Genomic DNA, 19,199 nt, shown 5'->3' on the forward strand with positions numbered 1-19,199 from the left:
CCTAATTAGGGGCGTAGTTCAATTGGTAGAGCACCGGTCTCCAAAACCGGGTGTTGGGGGTTCGAGTCCCTCCGCCCCTGCCAGAAATAATCCTTAGCATCTGCTAAGGATTTTTTTTTTGCTTCTTTTTCAGCATCTACTCTACAGAAAATCTCTCGCAGGCATCCTTGCCACAAATATTCAATCAATCACTTTGATTTTCAAAAGATCGCGGATCTGATTCTGTTTATCGCTGTTTTGCAGCCAAATTGCATAAAGTGGACGAGAAAGCATCGTTGTATCAGTAACTGGATATAACTTATCCTTTTGTTCTGCCCATGAAACAGGTAGCCAGGTGCAGCCATTAAGCTGCGGTAATTGCTGATGGGCCACTTCTGCTGAACTGGTCGTCAATGTTGGCACGTCATCACTGGCGATTAACTCTGACTCATGCTGTTGAAAATCCGGTCCCCATTCGAGGCGCAGGTAGTTCAATTCTGATTTGCTCTTTTCCGGGGCTGCGCAATAAAGCGCAAGTGTGAAATGGCCGAGCAACTGGCTGCTAAACTCATCCATCTTTGGCGTTTCAGTCGTGATCAACAGATCCAGTTGCCGCTCGTGTAACTGTTTAACCAATGATTGCCGTTGTGCAATTCGTGCTTCGAACTGAAGGTTTCCTTGCAGGTTATACAGCCTGGTTAACCAATCGCTAAGCATGCATTCCCATAGGGATGCGCTGGCCCCAATAGAAAATTGGTGGTGTCGCGATGTGTGCGCCACTTCCTTTCTTGCGGCTTGCCAGGTACTCATTAATGTTTCCGCATACGGCAGCAGCTTCTCGCCAGCTGCCGTCAGGCGGATATTGTTGCGATGGCGTGTAAAGAGATTAACCCCAAGCTGGTTCTCTAACTGGCGAATACGAAAACTCACCGCGGACTGGGTCAGATAGAGTGCTTCGGCTGCACGGCCGAAGTGACGAGTCCTGCTAACTTCGAGAAAAGTTTTTAGTAATTCCGTATCCACAGTTTTCTCCACAAAAATATTTGTCGTAATGATTTAAATGTTTTGTTTTACACTCTGTCAAGCGTAACTAATACTCCGCGCCATAAATAGCTCGGCCAAAGAATTAGGAGCGTGCAGGATGGCGGAAAGCTTTACGACGACAAATCGTTTTTTCGACAATAAGAATTATCCGCGCGGGTTCTCTCGCCACGGTGACTTCACCATCAAAGAGGCGCAACTGCTTGAGCGCCATGGTTATGCTTTTAACGAACTGGAACTCGGTAAGCGTGAACCAGTGACTGCAGAAGAAACGCAATTTGTTGCAGTGTGCCGTGGAGAGCGTGAGCCAGACACCGAAGCAGAACGCGTCTGGATCAAGTATATGGCGCGCATTAAGCGTCCGAAGCGCTTTCACACTCTTTCTGGTGGGAAACCACAGATGGAAGGTGCGGAAGACTATACGGATTCCGAAGATTAAGAGAAAAGGGGCTACGGCCCCTTTTTTACATCAGCATCTTTTGCAAATGAATCAGTAGTCTGTCGATTGCGCGATAACTTAACGCTTCCTGCAGATGCGCGCGCTGGATCGCTGGCTCTTCTTCAAGATCTGCTATCGTTCGTGCAACTCTCAGCAGGCGTTGCCAGGCGCGTACAGACAATCCCAGACGTGTTAACGTCTCTTCCAGCCAATTCCCGTCTTCTCTGTTAAGTTTACAAAGCTGTTTTGTTTCGCTGCTATCCAGATGCGCGTTGAGTTTATTCTGCCGCTGATATTGCCGTGCCCGGGCCTGAATAACCCGTAAGCGTACCGTTTCACTGCTTTCGCCTTTTTGCTGTGGCTGGCTCATTGACCCCGGAGCAAGCAAGGGGACCTCAAGCGAGAGATCGAAGCGATCGAGAAAAGGGCCTGATAGCTTTCCCAAATAGCGCAGCGTTTGCTCCGGTGTCGAGCGGTTATGGTTTCCCCGGTAATGGCCGGTCGGGCTCGGGTTCATGGCGGCGATTAACTGGAAACGAGCGGGATAGGTAACTTTCGCCCTTGCCCTCGAAAGATGGATTTGTCCGGATTCAATAGGTTCGCGGAGTGCATCCAGCACGCGGCGTTCAAATTCCGGTAATTCATCCAGAAACAAAACGCCATTATGCGCCAGCGAAATCTCGCCCGGGCCTGGTATGGATCCACCGCCGACAAGCGCTACCAGTGAAGCGCTGTGATGTGGCGCTCTGAATGGGCGTCTTCGCCAGTGGCGAGAGAGTGCCGCTGAATTTACCACGCTCATAATGGCCGCGCTTTCCAGCGCTTCCTGGTTGCTCAATGGCGGCAACAATCCCGCCAACCGACTGGCCAACATAGTCTTGCCCGTGCCCGGAGGTCCGATTAGCAACAGGTTGTGTCCACCTGCCGCAGTGATTTCCAGTGCGCGCTTCCCTTGTTCTTGTCCAATAACATCGCTTAAATCCTCACTGGCGGCCTCCTGGCTGCTATAAAAGGGGGCAGGTGAAGGTAATGCCTGTTTTCCTTCCAGAAACGCACACACTTCCTGTAAATGGTCGGCGACCAGACACTCCTGTGTTTCTGTGAGGCTGGCTTCAGCTTCGTTTTCTCTGGCAATAACGATGCGTCTGTTGGCTTTTACCGCTTCAATGACAGAAGAGATGGCGCCAGGAACCCCACGTAATGCGCCTGTAAGGGCAAGTTCGCCAACAAATTCATAACGACTCAGCTCTGATGCCGTTAGCTGCTCAGAAGCGGACAGAAGCGCGATAGCGATGGGTAAATCGTATCGTCCACCTTCTTTGGGCAGGTCCGCGGGTGCCAGGTTGATGGTGATCCGTTTCGCCGGAAATTCATATCCGCTGTTGATAATGGCGCTACGAACACGATCGCGTGCTTCCTTAACCGTGGTTTCCGGAAGCCCAACAATAGTCAGCCCCGGCAGCCCGTTACTGATATGCACTTCAACGGTGACCAGGGGGGCCGTCACACCTAACGCCGCTCGCGTATAAATTACAGACAATGCCATAGGCTCTCCTTTTCACAGACATTATCTGTTTTGATTATCGCTTTTCATTATCGAAACGCTGCTTTTGCGTGCGCGTTTCCTGCATTTCACTGCAATTAGCCCCTTTTTTCATCGTATTGGAATGTTGATCGCAGCGTTGTATTGCTACTGCAAGAGGTGAGAAATTTTCACCAAGACTTTTCTCTATATAAAACAACCATTTTTCGTCAATTTGTCGGTGCGGTCGCAAACTGCGTCATAAATTTTTCTTGTTTCTTGTCTTAAATCTGTGTTACCTCTTTAGGCATTCCTTCGAACATGAAGCAAGAACGAACACAAATGAAAGCCCTTCTACGAGTGATTAGCCTGGTCGTGATTAGCGTGGTGGTGATTATTATCCCACCGTGCGGGGCTGCACTTGGACGAGGAAAGGCTTAAAAAACAAGCCTTAACGAACTAAGACCCCCGCACCGAAAGGTCCGGGGGTTTTTTTATGACCTAAAAACATAAACGAGGAGCAGAGGATGAGTAGTAGCACAAAATTCTGTTTCTCCCGATATCCGGCGGGGAACTGACTATGAATGGAGCACAGTGGGTGGTACATGCGTTGCGAGCGCAGAAAGTCGATATCGTCTTCGGCTATCCGGGCGGTGCAATTATGCCGGTTTACGATGCATTGTATGACGGCGGCGTGGAACACCTACTTTGCCGGCACGAGCAGGGCGCGGCGATGGCCGCTATCGGCTATGCTCGGGCCACTGGTAAAACCGGCGTTTGCATCGCTACCTCCGGCCCAGGTGCGACGAACCTGATCACCGGTCTTGCTGATGCGTTATTAGATTCCGTTCCGGTTGTTGCCATCACCGGCCAGGTTGCTGCTCCGCTCATCGGTACCGACGCGTTTCAGGAAGTGGACGTACTGGGTTTATCCCTCGCCTGCACGAAGCACAGCTTTCTGGTTGAATCGCTGGAAGAGTTACCGCGTGTCATGGCTGAGGCTTTCTACGTGGCCAATTCCGGCCGCCCGGGCCCGGTTCTGGTGGATATTCCAAAAGACATCCAGTTGGCTGTAGGCGATCTGGATCCCTGGTTCGCGACCGTCGACGATGAACATTATTTCCCGCAGGCGGAAGTGGAGCAGGCCGTGCAGATGCTCTCGCAGGCAACAAAACCGATGCTGTATGTTGGCGGCGGTGTGGGCATGGCGCAGGCGGTTCCGGCGCTGCGTGAGTTTCTGAGCGTGACGCAAATGCCGGTCACTTGCACGCTGAAAGGGCTGGGCGCGGTGGAAACTGATTATGCTTACTATCTCGGCATGCTGGGGATGCACGGTACGAAAGCCGCGAATTTTGCCGTGCAGGAGTGTGACTTGCTAATTGCTGTTGGCGCCCGCTTTGACGATCGCGTGACCGGCAAATTGAATACCTTCGCGCCGAACGCCAAAGTGATCCATATGGATATCGACCCGGCGGAAATGAGCAAACTGCGCCAGGCGCACGTTGCGTTGCAGGGCGATTTAAACGCGTTGCTGCCTGCGCTGCAACAGCCGCTGGCAATTGATGCGTGGCGTCAATACAGCGCGGATCTGCGTCGCGAACATGCCTGGCGTTACGATCATCCAGGCGACGCTATTTACGCGCCGCTGTTGTTAAAACAGCTCTCCGATCGCAAACCGGAAAACAGCGTGGTCACTACCGACGTTGGCCAGCATCAGATGTGGGCGGCGCAACATTTGTGTTTCAGCCGCCCGGAAGATTTCATCACGTCCAGTGGATTAGGTACGATGGGCTTCGGTTTGCCGGCCGCTGTTGGCGCGCAGGTTGCCCGCCCGGACGATACGGTAATCTGTATCTCCGGTGACGGCTCCTTCATGATGAATGTTCAGGAGCTCGGCACCGTTAAACGTAAGCAATTACCGCTGAAGATTGTCTTACTGGACAACCAGCGTTTAGGGATGGTTCGTCAGTGGCAGCAGTTATTCTTCAACGAGCGTTATAGTGAAACCACCCTGACTGATAACCCCGATTTCCTCACGCTGGCCAGCGCTTTCGGCATTCCCGGCCAGCACATCACCCGAAAAGACCAGGTTGAAGCGGCACTCGACACGATGCTCACGAGCCCAGGGCCATACCTGCTTCATGTCTCAATCGATGAACTTGAGAATGTCTGGCCGTTGGTGCCGCCCGGCGCCAGTAACTCACAAATGCTGGAGAAATTATCATGATGCAACATCAGGTCGCCGTTGAGGCCCGCTTCAATCCGGAAACATTAGAACGCGTGCTGCGTGTGGTGCGTCACCGTGGCTTTCAGGTGTGTGCCATGAATATGGAAACCGCCAGTGATGCGCGGAACATAAATATCGAATTGACCGTTGCCAGCCCGCGGCCTGTCGAATTACTGTTTAGCCAGTTAAGCAAACTTGTTGACGTTGCCCGGGTTGATATCCGCCAGCGTGCCACATCATCACAATCACAACAAATCCGCGCGTAAGCGCAAAAGGAAGAATAATGACGACGAAAAAAGCAGACTACATTTGGTCTAATGGCGAGATGGTTCGTTGGGAAGATGCAAAAGTCCACGTGATGTCCCACGCGCTGCATTACGGTACTTCCGTATTTGAAGGCATCCGTTGCTATGACTCGCACAAAGGTCCGGTAGTGTTCCGCCATCGTGAACATATGCAGCGTCTGCGCGATTCCGCCAAAATCTATCGTTTCCCGGTATCTCAGAGCGTCGACGAGCTGATGGAAGCCTGCCGCGCAGTGATCCGCAAAAACAATCTGACCAGCGCCTATATTCGTCCGCTGGTATTTGTGGGCGATGTTGGCATGGGTGTTAACCCGCCGGCGGGCTACACCACTGATGTGATTATCGCTGCCTTCCCGTGGGGGGCTTACCTCGGTGCGGAAGCACTGGATCAGGGGATTGACGCGATGGTGTCTTCCTGGAACCGTGTTGCGCCGAACACCATCCCGACAGCCGCGAAAGCGGGCGGAAACTACCTCTCTTCCCTGCTGGTTGGCAGCGAAGCGCGCCGCCACGGTTACCAGGAAGGCATTGCGCTGGACGTTAACGGCTACATCTCTGAAGGTGCGGGCGAAAACTTGTTTGAAGTAAAAGATGGCATCCTGTTCACGCCGCCGTTTACCTCTTCCGCCCTGCCGGGTATCACTCGCGATGCGATCATTAAGCTGGCGAAAGAGCTGAATATCGAAGTTCGTGAGCAGGTGCTGTCCCGCGAGTCGCTGTATCTGGCGGATGAAGTGTTTATGTCCGGTACGGCAGCGGAAATCACGCCGGTGCGCAGCGTTGATGGTATTCAGGTTGGTGAAGGTCGTTGTGGCCCGGTCACCAAACGTATTCAGCAAGCATTCTTTGGCCTCTTCACCGGTGAAACGGAAGATAAGTGGGGCTGGTTGGATCAAGTTAATCCATAAATACCCGTCATACTTCAGGTTGTAGGTGTGTTGGCCGCACTCGTTCACCCCAGTCACTTACTTATGTAAGCTCCCGGGGATTCGCTCGCTTGCCGCCTTCCTACAACCCGAATCATTCAGGGTATAGCAAATAAATATGGGATGGCACGCACCACCCCATCGACAAGATAGACGGGAGTAAAAGAGCATGCCTAAGTACCGTTCCGCCACCACCACCCACGGGCGCAATATGGCGGGTGCCCGCGCGCTGTGGCGCGCAACCGGGATGACCGACGCCGATTTCGGCAAGCCGATTATCGCCGTCGTGAACTCGTTTACCCAGTTCGTGCCGGGCCACGTTCACCTGCGCGATCTCGGTAAGCTGGTTGCGGAGCAAATCGAAGCCGCAGGCGGCGTGGCGAAAGAGTTCAACACGATTGCCGTTGATGACGGTATCGCCATGGGCCACGGCGGCATGCTTTATTCACTGCCTTCCCGCGAGCTGATTGCCGATTCCGTTGAATATATGGTCAATGCCCACTGCGCTGACGCAATGGTGTGTATTTCCAACTGCGACAAAATCACCCCCGGGATGCTGATGGCTTCTCTGCGGTTGAATATTCCGGTGATTTTCGTCTCCGGCGGCCCGATGGAAGCCGGGAAAACAAAACTCTCCAACCAGATAATTAAACTCGATCTGGTGGATGCCATGATTCAGGGCGCGGATCCGAAAGTTTCTGACGATCAGAGCGAGCAGGTAGAACGTTCCGCCTGCCCCACTTGCGGATCCTGCTCCGGCATGTTTACCGCCAACTCAATGAACTGTCTGACCGAAGCGCTGGGGCTGTCACAGCCGGGTAACGGCTCGCTGCTGGCGACCCACGCTGACCGCAAAGAACTGTTCATCAACGCGGGCAAACGCATTGTTGAGCTGACCAAACGCTATTACGAACAGGATGACACCAGCGCACTGCCGCGTTCCATCGCCAGTAAAGCGGCGTTTGAAAACGCCATGACGCTGGATATCGCCATGGGCGGCTCTACTAATACCGTTCTGCATCTGCTGGCCGCCGCGCAGGAAGCAGAAATTGATTTCACCATGAGTGATATCGATAAGCTGTCCCGCAAAGTTCCGCAGCTGTGTAAAGTCGCGCCGAGTACGCAGAAATACCATATGGAAGATGTGCACCGCGCCGGTGGCGTGCTGGGCATCCTGGGTGAGCTGGATCGCGCTAACTTGTTAAACCGTGACGTGAAAAACGTGCTCGGTCTGACGCTGCCGCAAACCCTTGAGCAGTACGACGTGATGCTGACCAAAGACGACGCGGTGAAAACCATGTTCCGCGCGGGGCCAGCCGGTATTCGCACCACGCAGGCGTTCTCGCAGAACTGCCGCTGGGACACGCTGGATGACGATCGCGCTGAAGGCTGTATCCGTTCGCTGGAGCATGCTTACAGTAAAGATGGTGGCCTGGCCGTGCTGTACGGCAATTTTGCGGAAAACGGCTGTATCGTTAAAACCGCAGGCGTTGATGACAGCAACCTGACCTTTACCGGTCCGGCAAAAGTGTATGAAAGCCAGGACGCGGCGGTGGAAGCCATTCTCGGCGGTAAAGTTGTCGCCGGTGATGTGGTGGTGATTCGCTATGAAGGGCCGAAAGGCGGGCCGGGGATGCAGGAAATGCTCTACCCAACCAGCTTCCTGAAATCGATGGGCCTCGGCAAAGCTTGTGCGCTGATCACCGATGGGCGTTTCTCCGGCGGGACTTCCGGCCTTTCCATTGGCCATGTTTCTCCGGAAGCGGCAAGCGGCGGCAATATCGGCCTGATTGAAGATGGTGACATTATCGCTATCGATATTCCGAGCCGCAGCATTCAACTGCAACTGAGCGATCGTGAACTGGCAGCGCGCCGTGAAGCGCAGGAAGCCCGAGGCGATAAGGCCTGGACGCCGGTTGACCGTGAGCGTCAGGTCTCCTTCGCGCTGCGCGCTTATGCCAGTCTCGCGACCAGTGCGGATAAAGGCGCGGTACGCGATAAATCCAAACTTGGGGGTTAATGATGGCCGAATCCCAACCCCTCTCAGCCGCTCCCGAAGGGGCGGAATATCTGAGAGCGGTGCTGCGTGCGCCGGTTTACGAAGCGGCGCAGGTAACGCCGCTGCAAAAAATGGAGAAACTCTCTTCGCGTCTCGACAACGTAATTCTGGTCAAACGCGAAGACCGCCAGCCGGTGCACAGCTTTAAGCTGCGTGGCGCGTACGCAATGATTGCCGGGCTGACGCCAGAGCAAAAAGCGCACGGCGTGATTACTGCTTCTGCGGGCAACCACGCGCAGGGCGTGGCAATGTCATCGACGCGTCTGGGGATCAAATCGCTGATTGTGATGCCAGTGGCGACGGCGGATATCAAAGTGGATGCGGTGCGCGGCTTTGGTGGTGAAGTGCTGTTGCACGGTGCCAATTTCGACGAAGCGAAAGCGAAAGCCATTGAGCTGGCTGAGCAACAAGGTTTCACCTTTGTGCCGCCGTTTGATCACCCGATGGTGATTGCCGGACAGGGCACGCTGGCGCTGGAGTTGCTGCAACAGGATGCGCATATCGATCGGGTTTTTGTGCCGGTCGGCGGCGGCGGTTTAGCGGCAGGCGTGGCGGTGTTGATTAAACAGCTGATGCCGCAAATCAAAGTGATCGCCGTTGAAGCGGAAGACTCCGCCTGCCTAAAAGCGGCGCTGGATGCGGGCCATCCGGTCGAGTTACCGCGCGTGGGCTTGTTTGCCGAAGGCGTGGCGGTAAAACGCATTGGTAACGAAACTTTCCGTCTGTGCCAGGCGTATCTCGATGACATCATCACTGTCGATAGCGATGCGATTTGTGCGGCGATGAAAGATCTGTTCGAAGATGTCCGTGCGGTGGCGGAACCGTCCGGTGCGCTGGCGCTGGCGGGGATGAAAAAGTACATCGCGAAACACAATATTCGCGGCGAACGGCTGGCGCATGTGCTTTCCGGCGCGAATGTGAATTTCCACGGCTTACGTTATGTTTCTGAGCGTTGCGAGCTGGGCGAGCAGCGGGAAGCGCTACTGGCGGTGACCATTCCGGAAGAGAAAGGTAGCTTCCTGAAGTTCTGCCAGTTGTTAGGTGGGCGTTCCGTAACCGAATTTAACTATCGCTTTGCCGATGCGAAAGACGCCTGCATTTTTGTCGGTGTACGTCTAAGCCGCGGGCTGGAGGAGCGCAAAGAGATCCTCGATCTGCTGCATCAAGGCGGTTATAGCGTCGTGGATCTTTCCGACGATGAGATGGCGAAACTGCACGTGCGTTACATGGTGGGCGGGCGACCGTCGAAACCGCTGCGCGAACGCCTGTACAGTTTTGAGTTCCCGGAATCGCCCGGCGCGCTGCTGAAGTTCCTGCATACGCTTGGTACGCACTGGAATATTTCATTGTTCCATTACCGCAGCCACGGCACCGATTATGGGCGCGTTCTGGCAGCATTCGAATTAGGCGAGCATGAGCCAGATTTCGAAACCCGGCTCAACGAGCTGGGCTACGAATGCCACGATGAAACGCATAACCCGGCGTTCCGTTTTTTCCTTGCCGGTTAGTTGTTTGGCAGGATTTTCCAGAACGCATCAATAAGCGGCTCATAGAGCCGCTTTTTTTGTACACACACGCCAAGCTCAAACGGCGTTTTCTCATCGCTGCGCTCAAGGATCATCACGCGGTTGCGTACCGGCTCCGGGCTGTTTTCCAGCACCACTTCCGGGATTAGGGCCACGCCGCAGCCGAGCGCGACCATCGACACCATCGCTTCGTGACCGCCGACGGTAGCGTAAATCGACGGGTTGCTGATTTTGTGGCGGCGGAACCATAGTTCGATACGGCGGCGCACCGGGCCCTGATCGGCCATGATAAACGGCACGGTGGACCAGTCTGGTTCGGGCTGCGAAACCTGGTTACGCACCGGGCAGGGAAGCGCAGGCGCTATGAGCACCACGGCCAGGTTTTCCAGCATCGAAAAGGCGACCGCGCCGGGCAGCGTTTCCGGTTTCCCGGCAATGGCCAGATCCGCTTCGCCAGTGACCACTTTTTCCATCGCATCAGCGGCATCGCCGGTGGTGAGCTTGATCTCTACCGACGGGTGTTCCGCGCGAAAGCGATCAAGAATCGGCGGCAAATGGCTGTAAGCCGCGGTGACGGAACAGAAAAGATGCAGCTCGCCGGAGAGCGACGGCCCTTGCTGGTCGATGGTGTGGCGCAATTGCTGATACTGCAACAACGTTTGCTGCGCGAAAACGCGCAACTCTTCACCCGCTTCAGTCAGCGTGACGGTACGGTTATCGCGCACAAACAGCGGCTGCCCGAGATCTTCTTCCAGCCGCTGGATTTGTCGCGAAAGCGTGGAAGGGCTGACATGCATGGCGCGCGCGCTGCGGCCAAAATGGCGGCTTTCGGCCAGATGCAGGAACGTTTTCAGATCGCGTAAATCCATGAGACAGACTCCACAAATTTACATTGCAAAAATTGCAATGTGACATTGTTAATATATCAATTTAAGCAACGCATTTCCTGTCATATAGTGGGTTCAATCTCGCTTATCAGCGAACTGAACAATAAATATTGCCCTGAATAATTTGCGCAACAGAAAATCTAAAGCGTTAGCGCAAAAGAAGAACGGCACAACACAACATCACACGACGAGGTCTCAAATGGCTAACTACTTTAATACACTGAACCTGCGCCAGCAGCTGGCGCAGCTGGGCAAATGCCGCTTTATGGCGCGTGACGAATTTGCCGATGGCGCAAGCTACCTTCAGGGTAAAAAAGTGGTCATCGTCGGCTGCGGTGCCCAGGGCCTGAACCAGGGCCTGAACATGCGTGACTCCGGTCTGGATATCTCTTACGCGCTGCGTAAAGAAGCCATTGCGGAAAAACGCGCGTCCTGGCGCAAAGCGACCGAAAACGGTTTCAAAGTCGGCACGTATGAAGAGCTGATCCCGCAGGCGGATCTGGTCGTGAACCTGACGCCGGACAAACAGCACTCTGACGTCGTGCGTTCCGTGCAGCCGCTGATGAAAGACGGCGCGGCACTGGGCTACTCTCACGGTTTCAATATCGTGGAAGTGGGTGAGCAGATCCGTAAAGACATCACCGTCGTGATGGTGGCGCCGAAGTGCCCTGGCACTGAAGTGCGTGAAGAGTACAAACGCGGTTTCGGCGTTCCGACGCTGATTGCCGTCCACCCGGAAAACGACCCGAAAGGCGAAGGGATGGCGATTGCTAAAGCCTGGGCTGCGGCAACCGGTGGTCACCGTGCGGGTGTTCTGGAGTCCTCTTTCGTTGCGGAAGTGAAATCTGACCTGATGGGCGAGCAGACTATCCTCTGCGGCATGTTGCAGGCGGGTTCTCTGCTGTGCTTTGACAAGCTGGTGGCTGACGGTACCGACCCGGCTTACGCAGAAAAACTGATTCAGTTCGGCTGGGAAACCATCACCGAAGCGCTGAAACAGGGCGGTATTACGCTGATGATGGATCGCTTGTCCAATCCGGCGAAACTGCGTGCTTACGCGCTGTCTGAACAGCTGAAAGGCATCATGGCGCCACTGTTCCAGAAACATATGGACGACATCATCTCCGGCGAGTTCTCTTCCGGCATGATGGCTGACTGGGCCAACGACGATAAGAAACTGCTGACCTGGCGTGAAGAAACCGGTAAAACCGCGTTCGAAACCGCACCGCAGTTTGAAGGCAAAATCAGCGAGCAGGAGTATTTTGATAAAGGCGTGCTGATGATTGCGATGGTGAAAGCGGGTGTTGAACTGGCGTTCGAAACCATGGTGGCGTCCGGCATTATCGAAGAGTCTGCTTACTATGAATCGCTGCACGAACTGCCGCTGATTGCCAACACCATCGCGCGTAAACGTCTGTATGAGATGAACGTGGTTATTTCCGATACCGCAGAGTACGGCAACTACCTGTTCTCTTATGCTTGCGTACCGCTGCTGAAAGAGTTTATGACTACGCTGCAAACGGGCGATTTGGGTCAAGCGATTGCCGAAGGCGCGGTAGATAACGCGCAGCTGCGCGATGTGAATGATGCGATTCGCAGCCACGCTATTGAGAAAGTGGGTCAGAAACTGCGTGGTTATATGACGGACATGAAACGTATCGCCGTCGCGAGCTAAATCCTGTCGTTTTTCGGCAACAATAAGCCGACATTCATCGCAAAATTCAAGCCCGGAGGCGTTAGCGCTTCCGGGCTTTTTTATGTGCTGCACTGGACGCGATCTTTTTTGCCCATTCGTCTTGTTGAATTTGTCTTTATGTAATATTGTAAGTTACATGAAAATAAATAACTCATTCTCCGCGACGCTGCACATCCTGCTCCACATGGAACAGGCCGATAAACCGATGACATCGGAACAGATGGCTGAATACATCGACGGTAACCCGGCGTTTATTCGCAAACTGCTCGCCGGGTTACGGGAAAAACAGATTGTCTGCGCGACCAAAGGGCACCACGGCGGCTGGCGGCTTTGTCGTCCCGCCAGCCATGTCACTCTCTACGACATCTACATTGCACTGGGATCGCCTGCGTTGTTCGCATTGGGTAATCGTAATGAGAACCCTGAGTGCCTGGTTGAGCAAGGGGTGAACCGGGTTATGTCGTCGACGCTTGCCGACGCACAATCGCTGATCCTTGAACGTTTTAAAAACCTGACGCTACAGGATGTCGGTGCGGAATTTATCAGTTACTTCAACGAAAAGGGGCACCACTGATGATTGCAGATTTAACCACCTGCCTGATGATTGCGCTGGCTGCCAGCAGCATTTCAATAACGGTGACGCAAACGGAGTTATTTGCGGCTTTTCGTGAATGGACGGTGAAAAAGAACGCGATGATAGGGCACTTGTTTCAGTGTTTTTATTGTCTGAGCCACTGGGCGGTGTTTGGCGGCATGCTGGTGTACCGGCCTGCGTTGCTGCACAGCGGCTTTGCATTGATTGACTGGGTGATGACGGCGTTTATTACCATTACGCTGGCGACCCTGATTAATGGCCTGATGTTTAAAGTGTTCCAGGCGGCAATCAGCATGCATGTGATGAAGCATGACGCGCAGCAGAAGCTGCAATCGCACAAATAAAAAAACAGCCTCTCTGTGATGAGAGGCTCAATCATTAGTTGCGGTACAGCACTTTGATGATGTGGTAACCGAACTGGGTGTGCAACGGGCCGGTTGGCTCCAGCACCGGGCAGGAGAACACCACTTTATCGAACGCGGGAACCATCTGGCCCTGACGGAATTCGCCCAAATGTCCGCCTTTTTTACCTGACGGGCAGATAGAGTGTTTCTTCGCCAGCTTTTCGAAATCGCCGCCGTTTTTGATCTGTTCCAGAAGATCCAGTGCCAGTTTCTCTTCTTTAACAAGGATATGCTGTGCTGCTGCGGTTTTTGCCATGATCGTGCCTTGAGTGAGGTTGTTGAGGCTGGCTATACTACCACGCGTTTATACACTTCGGTCTTCATTCTGCCTCGGCTTCAAGTTGCGCCTGCGGCTCAACTTAAGCGAGGGTCTCGCACCGTGGGTGCCGCAGTAAGCTGCGTTAAATCTGTTCCCGGCAGATTCGTTATCCCGCCACTTACGTGTGTTAGCGGCTGAAGATTCACGGCCTGAATGATTTTGTGTATATATTTCCCCTCCAGACTTTTCATTGAGTGATTTTTTTATGCGTTTAAACCCCGGACAACAACAAGCCGTCGAATTCGTCACCGGACCATGCCTGGTGCTGGCGGGAGCGGGATCCGGTAAAACACGCGTGATCACCAATAAAATCGCCCATTTGATCCGTGGCTGTGGCTATCAGGCGAAACATATCGCGGCGGTAACCTTTACCAACAAAGCGGCGCGCGAGATGAAAGAACGTGTTGCGCAGACGCTGGGGCGTAAGGAGACGCGCGGGCTGATGATCTCTACGTTCCACACGCTGGGGCTGAATATCATCAAACGTGAGTTCGCCGCGTTGGGGATGAAATCTAACTTTTCCTTGTTTGACGACACCGATCAGGTCGCGTTGCTGAAAGATCTGACCGAAGGGCTGATCGACGATGACAAAGTGGTGTTGCAACAACTGATCTCCACGATCTCAAACTGGAAAAACGATCTGCTGACGCCGTCGCAGGCTGCTGCGCGCGCAAACGGCGAGCGCGATCGTATTTTTGCTCATTGCTACGGTCTGTACGACGCCCATATGAAGGCGTGTAACGTACTCGATTTTGACGACCTGATCCTGCTGCCGACGCTGTTATTGCAGCGCAACGAAGAGGTGCGCGAACGCTGGCAGAACAAGATCCGTTATCTGCTGGTGGATGAATATCAGGACACCAACACCAGTCAGTATGAGCTGGTTAAGCTGTTAGTGGGCCAGCGCGCGCGCTTCACCGTCGTGGGTGACGATGACCAGTCGATTTATTCGTGGCGCGGGGCGCGGCCGCAAAACCTGGTGCTGCTGAGCCAGGATTTCCCGGCATTGCAGGTGATTAAGCTGGAACAAAACTATCGCTCTTCCGGGCGCATCCTGAAAGCAGCGAATATCCTCATCGCCAACAACCCACACGTGTTTGAAAAGCGGCTCTTTTCCGAGCTGGGTTATGGTGCCGAGCTGAAAGTGCTCAGCGCCAACCACGAAGAACATGAAGCCGAGCGCGTGACAGGTGAACTGATTGCTCACCACTTCGTGAACAAAACCGCATACAAGGATTATGCGATCCTCTATCGCGGCAACCACCAGTCGCGCGTATTCGAAAAATTCCTGATGCAGAACCGCATCCCGTACAAGATTTCAGGCGGCACCTCGTTCTTTTCGCGCCCGGAAATCAAAGATCTGCTGGCCTATTTGCGGGTGCTGACCAATACGGATGATGATAGTGCATTTCTGCGCATCGTGAATACGCCAAAGCGTGAAATTGGCTCAGCAACGCTGCAGAAGTTGGGCGAATGGGCGATGTTACGTAATAAGAGCCTGTTTGCTGCCAGCTTTGATGTTGGCCTGAACCAGACGCTGACCGGGCGCGGTTATGACGCGCTGACGCGTTTTACCCACTGGCTCGGTGAAGTTCAGCGTTTGTCGGAGCGCGAGCCTATCGCGGCAGTGCGCGATTTAATTCACGGCATCGATTATGAATCCTGGCTGTTCGAAACCTCCGCCAGCCCGAAAGCGGCAGAGATGCGCATGAAAAACGTCAACACGCTGTTCGGCTGGATGACGGAGATGCTGGAAGGCAGCGAACTGGACGAGCCGATGACGCTGGCGGAAGTCGTAACGCGCTTTACCCTGCGCGACATGATGGAGCGTGGCGAGAGTGACGACGAATCCGATCAGGTGCAGTTGATGACGTTGCACGCGTCTAAAGGCCTTGAATTTCCGTATGTTTTCCTTGTTGGTATGGAAGAGGGGTTATTGCCGCACCAGAGCAGTATCGATGAAGATAACGTCGATGAAGAGCGGCGTCTGGCTTATGTTGGCATCACCCGTGCGCAGAAAGAGCTGATTTTCACCCTCTGCAAAGAACGTCGTCAGTATGGTGAATTAGTCCGACCGGAACCGAGCCGCTTCCTGCTGGAATTACCGCAGGACGATCTGATTTGGGAGCAGGAACGCAAAGTGGTCAGTGCCGAAGAGCGCATGCATAAAGGTCAGGCCAACGTGGCGAATATTCGCGCGATGCTGGCAAAAGCGAAGGACAAATAAAAATCCACCTTCAGCGAAGGCGGCGTGGATTACTGCTCCTGAAGTGCGGGTTGAAAACGTAAAAAGAGGTGTCTGCCCGCTCTGTAAGGTTGGATCCGGCAGCGCTGCTGAACGTTGGTTTTCAGCAAGTAATAAAAAAGCCCGCAGCGAGCGGGCTATATTCCGTATGAGAATTACTGGATTTCCAGCGACCAGTGCACATAACTCTGCCACTGGCTTTCCTGATCAATCAGTTCTGCGCCGAGTGGGTGACTTGCCAGCCACCCTTGCGGTAGCGTCAGCACCAGCTTCTCTCCCTGCGCGGTGACCGCGATTTCCGGCAGCAGATCATCACGACGACGGCTGGCGAAAATAATGGCAAGACGAAGCAGACGACAAAGATGTTCTGCAACACGCGGTGGTACGGCGTTTTGCTGATGCAACGATGAGAGATCGACCGCGTTCGTCTGATTAAGCAGCAGCGTCGCGAGCAGTTTCTTTTGCGCGGGGGTAAACCCAGGCAAATCGAGATTACGTACCAGCCATGCCGCGTGTAGCGGTGCTTGCTTAAACTCAATGCTCAAACCAATTTCATGCAGTTCGCTGGCAACTTTCAGCATTTCGATGCTGTAGGCATCTAATTCCCACACTTTGGCGACACCCTGCGCAAAGCGTCCAGCCAGCGTTGTCACGCGACGGGATTGATCGGTATCGATAATAAAACGGCGTTGAATATTGCGCAGCGTGCGGCTACGAATGTCTTCATCTACCGCCAGGTGCAGCATGCCGTAGACCAGACCTTCGCGTAATGCGCCACCGGCCAGCGTCATGCTTTCAATATTCATTTCGGTGAAGATGGCGATAAGGATTGCCAGACCGCTCGGGAATACCAACGCTCGTTCAAGCGTCAGGCCTTCGATTTCCAGCTCTTCAAGCCGCCCGCATTGTATGGCGCGCTGTTTAAGCTGCTGCAATTTAGCGAGGGTGATGCGCTCATCCATGCCCTGCGCCATCATGATTTCTTGCAGCGCCTGAACCGTACCCGATGCCCCGACGCAAACTTTCCAGCCATGGCGGCGAAGCTCATCGGCAACCGGGCGTAGCACCTCACGCGCGGCCTGTTCGGCGGCAGTGAAGTTTTCCTGCCCAAGATTTCGGTCGGTGAAAAAGCGCTCAAGCCAGGTGACACAGCCCATCGACAGGCTGAAAAGGGAGGTCGTTTGTGCACCGGTGCCGGTAACCAGCTCCGTGCTGGCGCCGCCAATATCAACCACCAGACGCTGATCCGCGCCACCTGTCGTGTGTGCAACGCCCTGATAAATCAGCCGCGCTTCTTCCTCGCCGCTAATGACCTGCACCGGGCAGCCGAGGATTTCTTGCGCTTTGTCGATAAATTCCTGCGCGTTAACCGCCAGGCGCAACGTGGCCGTTGCTACGACGCGGATTTGCTCCTGGGGAATATCCTGTAGACGTTCGGAAAACAGCCGCAGGCACTGCCAGCCTCGCTCCATCGCTTCCTGAGAAAGACGATTATCGGGGCTTAATCCTGCAGCCAGACGAACTTTACGTTTGATGCGAGAAAGCGTCTGAATGCTTCCCGCCACCTCGCGCACAACCAGCATATGAAAACTGTTAGATCCAAGATCAATAGCGGCATAGAGCGAGGCGGAACCAAGCATATTTTTAACCTGAACGACGACGATTACGTGGAGCGCCACCGCTGCGGCGCGGGCCGTTGCCAGAGCGTGAACGCGTCAGGCGTTTTGGCGGCGGCAGCTCGGTGAGCAGGGCATCCGGATCGTATTTGCTGACCGGAATCGAGTGCCCGATATAGGTCTCAATCGCCGGCAGGTTCAATGCGTACTCTTCACAGGCGAGGCTGATTGAGTGACCGCTGGCGCCAGCGCGACCGGTACGACCGATACGGTGAACGTAATCTTCACAATCATCCGGCAGGTCATAGTTAAAAACGTGCGTGACCGCAGGAATATGCAGACCACGTGCGGCAACGTCAGTCGCCACAAGAATGTCGAGATCGCCACGCGTGAATTCATCGAGAATACGCAGGCGTTTTTTCTGCGCCACATCGCCGGTGAGCAAACCAACACGATGACCATCTGCGGCCAGGCTGCCCCAGATATCTTCACAGCGGTGTTTAGTATTAGCGAAGATAATGGCGCGATCCGGCCACTCTTCTTCGATCAACGTTTGCAGCAGACGCATTTTCTCGTCGTTAGACGGGTAGAAAAGCTCTTCTTTAATGCGGTGGCCCGTTTTTTGTTCCGGCTCCACTTCGACGTATTCAGCGTTATTCATCTGCTCAAATGCCAGCTCGCGCACCCGGTAGGACAGCGTGGCGGAGAAGAGCATGTTCAAACGTGAAGTCACGGGTGGCATGCGGCGGAACAACCAGCGGATATCTTTGATAAAGCCCAGATCGTACATACGATCTGCTTCGTCCAGCACCACGACCTGGATCGCGCCCAGGTTAATATGGTTCTGTTTGGTGTAATCGATCATTCGGCCCGTGGTGCCGATTAAAATATCGACGCCGCTTTCCAGCACTTTCAGCTGTTTGTCGTAGCCGTCACCGCCGTAAGCCAGACCCAGCTTCAGGCCAGTCGCCTGCGCCAGCGGTTCTGCATCGGCGTGAATTTGTACCGCCAGTTCACGTGTCGGCGCCATAATAATTGCGCGCGGCTGGTTCACTTTACGGTCTTCGATTGCCGGGTGAGAGAGAAGATAATGAAACGTTGACGTTAAAAACGCCATCGTTTTGCCGGTACCGGTTTGCGCCTGACCTGCAACATCACGGCCCGCCAGCGTCAGCGGAAGAGCCAGGGCCTGAATAGGCGTGCAATTATGAAACCCTTTTTTTTCAAGGGCTTCGATCACTTTTGGGTGCAGGGCGAAGTCGGAAAACTTCTGTTCTGTTAAATGTGTTTTGCTCATAGTGTGGTAGAATATCAGCTTACTATTGCTTTACGAAAGCGTATCCGGTGAAATAAAGTCAACCTTTAGTTGGTTATTGTGGCATCAACACGTTGCTGTTTTATGCTACACCAACA

At 54.0% G+C, this 19,199-nt stretch carries 18 protein-coding genes and 1 tRNA gene; 13 read left to right on the forward strand and 6 right to left on the reverse strand.

What is annotated here, in order from left to right; genetic code table 11:
* The first annotated feature begins 7 nt into the window (after positions 1-7).
* Positions 8-83: transfer RNA gene (locus O3S68_RS22855), tRNA-Trp, on the forward strand.
* A gap of 97 nt (positions 84-180) precedes the next feature.
* Here O3S68_RS22855 and hdfR read toward each other — a convergent pair.
* Positions 181-1,014 (reverse strand): HTH-type transcriptional regulator HdfR, encoded by an 834-nt coding sequence (hdfR, locus tag O3S68_RS22860; protein WP_110093632.1) that lies wholly within the window; start codon positions 1,012-1,014, stop codon positions 181-183.
* Between the two features lie 106 nt (positions 1,015-1,120).
* On the opposite strand from hdfR, the gene O3S68_RS22865 reads away from it, so the two are divergent.
* Complete coding sequence (locus tag O3S68_RS22865) at positions 1,121-1,459, forward strand: DUF413 domain-containing protein (protein WP_017459699.1); 339 nt, start codon at positions 1,121-1,123, stop codon at positions 1,457-1,459.
* 25 nt (positions 1,460-1,484) lie between these two features.
* On the opposite strand, the gene O3S68_RS22870 is transcribed toward O3S68_RS22865, so the two are convergent.
* Complete coding sequence (locus O3S68_RS22870) at positions 1,485-3,005, reverse strand: YifB family Mg chelatase-like AAA ATPase (RefSeq protein WP_020455986.1); 1,521 nt, start codon at positions 3,003-3,005, stop codon at positions 1,485-1,487.
* Between the two features lie 318 nt (positions 3,006-3,323).
* Between O3S68_RS22870 and ilvL the strand changes: the two genes are divergently transcribed.
* The 7 genes from ilvL (at position 3,324) to ilvA (ending at position 10,006) form a co-directional block, all read left to right on the forward strand.
* On the forward strand, positions 3,324-3,422 hold the full coding sequence (gene ilvL, locus O3S68_RS22875; RefSeq protein ID WP_015966468.1) for an ilv operon leader peptide: 99 nt from the start codon (positions 3,324-3,326) through the stop codon (positions 3,420-3,422).
* A gap of 86 nt (positions 3,423-3,508) precedes the next feature.
* Positions 3,509-3,559 (forward strand): peptide IlvX, encoded by a 51-nt coding sequence (gene ilvX, locus O3S68_RS24360; protein ID WP_202819293.1) that lies wholly within the window; start codon positions 3,509-3,511, stop codon positions 3,557-3,559.
* Between the two features lie 2 nt (positions 3,560-3,561).
* A complete protein-coding gene (gene ilvG, locus O3S68_RS22880) occupies positions 3,562-5,208 on the forward strand; it encodes an acetolactate synthase 2 catalytic subunit (RefSeq protein ID WP_020455987.1) in 1,647 nt (548 codons plus the stop codon).
* Complete coding sequence (gene ilvM / locus O3S68_RS22885; protein ID WP_017459702.1) at positions 5,205-5,474, forward strand: acetolactate synthase 2 small subunit; 270 nt, start codon at positions 5,205-5,207, stop codon at positions 5,472-5,474. Before ilvG ends, ilvM begins: the two co-directional genes overlap by 4 nt.
* Before the next feature lie 17 nt (positions 5,475-5,491).
* Positions 5,492-6,421: a branched-chain amino acid transaminase gene (locus O3S68_RS22890; protein WP_020455988.1), complete on the forward strand. Its 930-nt coding sequence runs from the start codon at positions 5,492-5,494 to the stop codon at positions 6,419-6,421.
* Positions 6,422-6,608: 187 nt separating this feature from the next.
* The gene (ilvD, locus tag O3S68_RS22895; RefSeq protein ID WP_020455989.1) at positions 6,609-8,459 is read left to right on the forward strand and encodes a dihydroxy-acid dehydratase; all 1,851 of its coding nucleotides are present in this window, start codon (positions 6,609-6,611) and stop codon (positions 8,457-8,459) included.
* A 2-nt stretch (positions 8,460-8,461) separates the two neighbouring features.
* On the forward strand, positions 8,462-10,006 hold the full coding sequence (gene ilvA, locus O3S68_RS22900) for a threonine ammonia-lyase, biosynthetic (RefSeq protein ID WP_097407625.1): 1,545 nt from the start codon (positions 8,462-8,464) through the stop codon (positions 10,004-10,006).
* Here the strand turns inward: ilvA and ilvY are convergent.
* On the reverse strand, positions 10,003-10,893 hold the full coding sequence (gene ilvY, locus O3S68_RS22905; RefSeq protein WP_020455991.1) for an HTH-type transcriptional activator IlvY: 891 nt from the start codon (positions 10,891-10,893) through the stop codon (positions 10,003-10,005). The two genes, ilvA and ilvY, sit on opposite strands and share 4 nt — an antisense overlap.
* Before the next feature lie 217 nt (positions 10,894-11,110).
* On the opposite strand from ilvY, the gene ilvC reads away from it, so the two are divergent.
* The 3 genes from ilvC to O3S68_RS22920 all read left to right on the forward strand — a co-directional run bounded on the left by ilvC (position 11,111) and on the right by O3S68_RS22920 (position 13,546).
* The gene (gene ilvC / locus O3S68_RS22910; RefSeq protein WP_160271408.1) at positions 11,111-12,586 is read left to right on the forward strand and encodes a ketol-acid reductoisomerase; all 1,476 of its coding nucleotides are present in this window, start codon (positions 11,111-11,113) and stop codon (positions 12,584-12,586) included.
* Between the two features lie 157 nt (positions 12,587-12,743).
* A complete protein-coding gene (locus O3S68_RS22915) occupies positions 12,744-13,181 on the forward strand; it encodes an RrF2 family transcriptional regulator (protein ID WP_020455993.1) in 438 nt (145 codons plus the stop codon).
* On the forward strand, positions 13,181-13,546 hold the full coding sequence (locus O3S68_RS22920) for a hypothetical protein (RefSeq protein WP_045512912.1): 366 nt from the start codon (positions 13,181-13,183) through the stop codon (positions 13,544-13,546). The genes O3S68_RS22915 and O3S68_RS22920 overlap by 1 nt, the downstream gene beginning before the upstream one ends.
* Before the next feature lie 34 nt (positions 13,547-13,580).
* Here the strand turns inward: O3S68_RS22920 and ppiC are convergent, their stop codons facing one another.
* On the reverse strand, positions 13,581-13,862 hold the full coding sequence (ppiC, locus tag O3S68_RS22925) for a peptidylprolyl isomerase PpiC (protein ID WP_269232608.1): 282 nt from the start codon (positions 13,860-13,862) through the stop codon (positions 13,581-13,583).
* A gap of 268 nt (positions 13,863-14,130) precedes the next feature.
* On the opposite strand from ppiC, the gene rep reads away from it, so the two are divergent.
* Complete coding sequence (rep, locus tag O3S68_RS22930) at positions 14,131-16,152, forward strand: DNA helicase Rep (RefSeq protein WP_269232609.1); 2,022 nt, start codon at positions 14,131-14,133, stop codon at positions 16,150-16,152.
* Between the two features lie 173 nt (positions 16,153-16,325).
* Here rep and gppA read toward each other — a convergent pair whose 3' ends face one another.
* Complete coding sequence (gene gppA / locus O3S68_RS22935; RefSeq protein WP_269232610.1) at positions 16,326-17,810, reverse strand: guanosine-5'-triphosphate,3'-diphosphate diphosphatase; 1,485 nt, start codon at positions 17,808-17,810, stop codon at positions 16,326-16,328.
* Between the two features lie 4 nt (positions 17,811-17,814).
* Complete coding sequence (gene rhlB / locus O3S68_RS22940; protein WP_020455997.1) at positions 17,815-19,083, reverse strand: ATP-dependent RNA helicase RhlB; 1,269 nt, start codon at positions 19,081-19,083, stop codon at positions 17,815-17,817.
* Positions 19,084-19,199: the final 116 nt, after the last annotated feature.

Source organism: Kosakonia sp. SOY2 (genome assembly GCF_027109175.1).
GTDB lineage: Bacteria > Pseudomonadota > Gammaproteobacteria > Enterobacterales > Enterobacteriaceae > Kosakonia.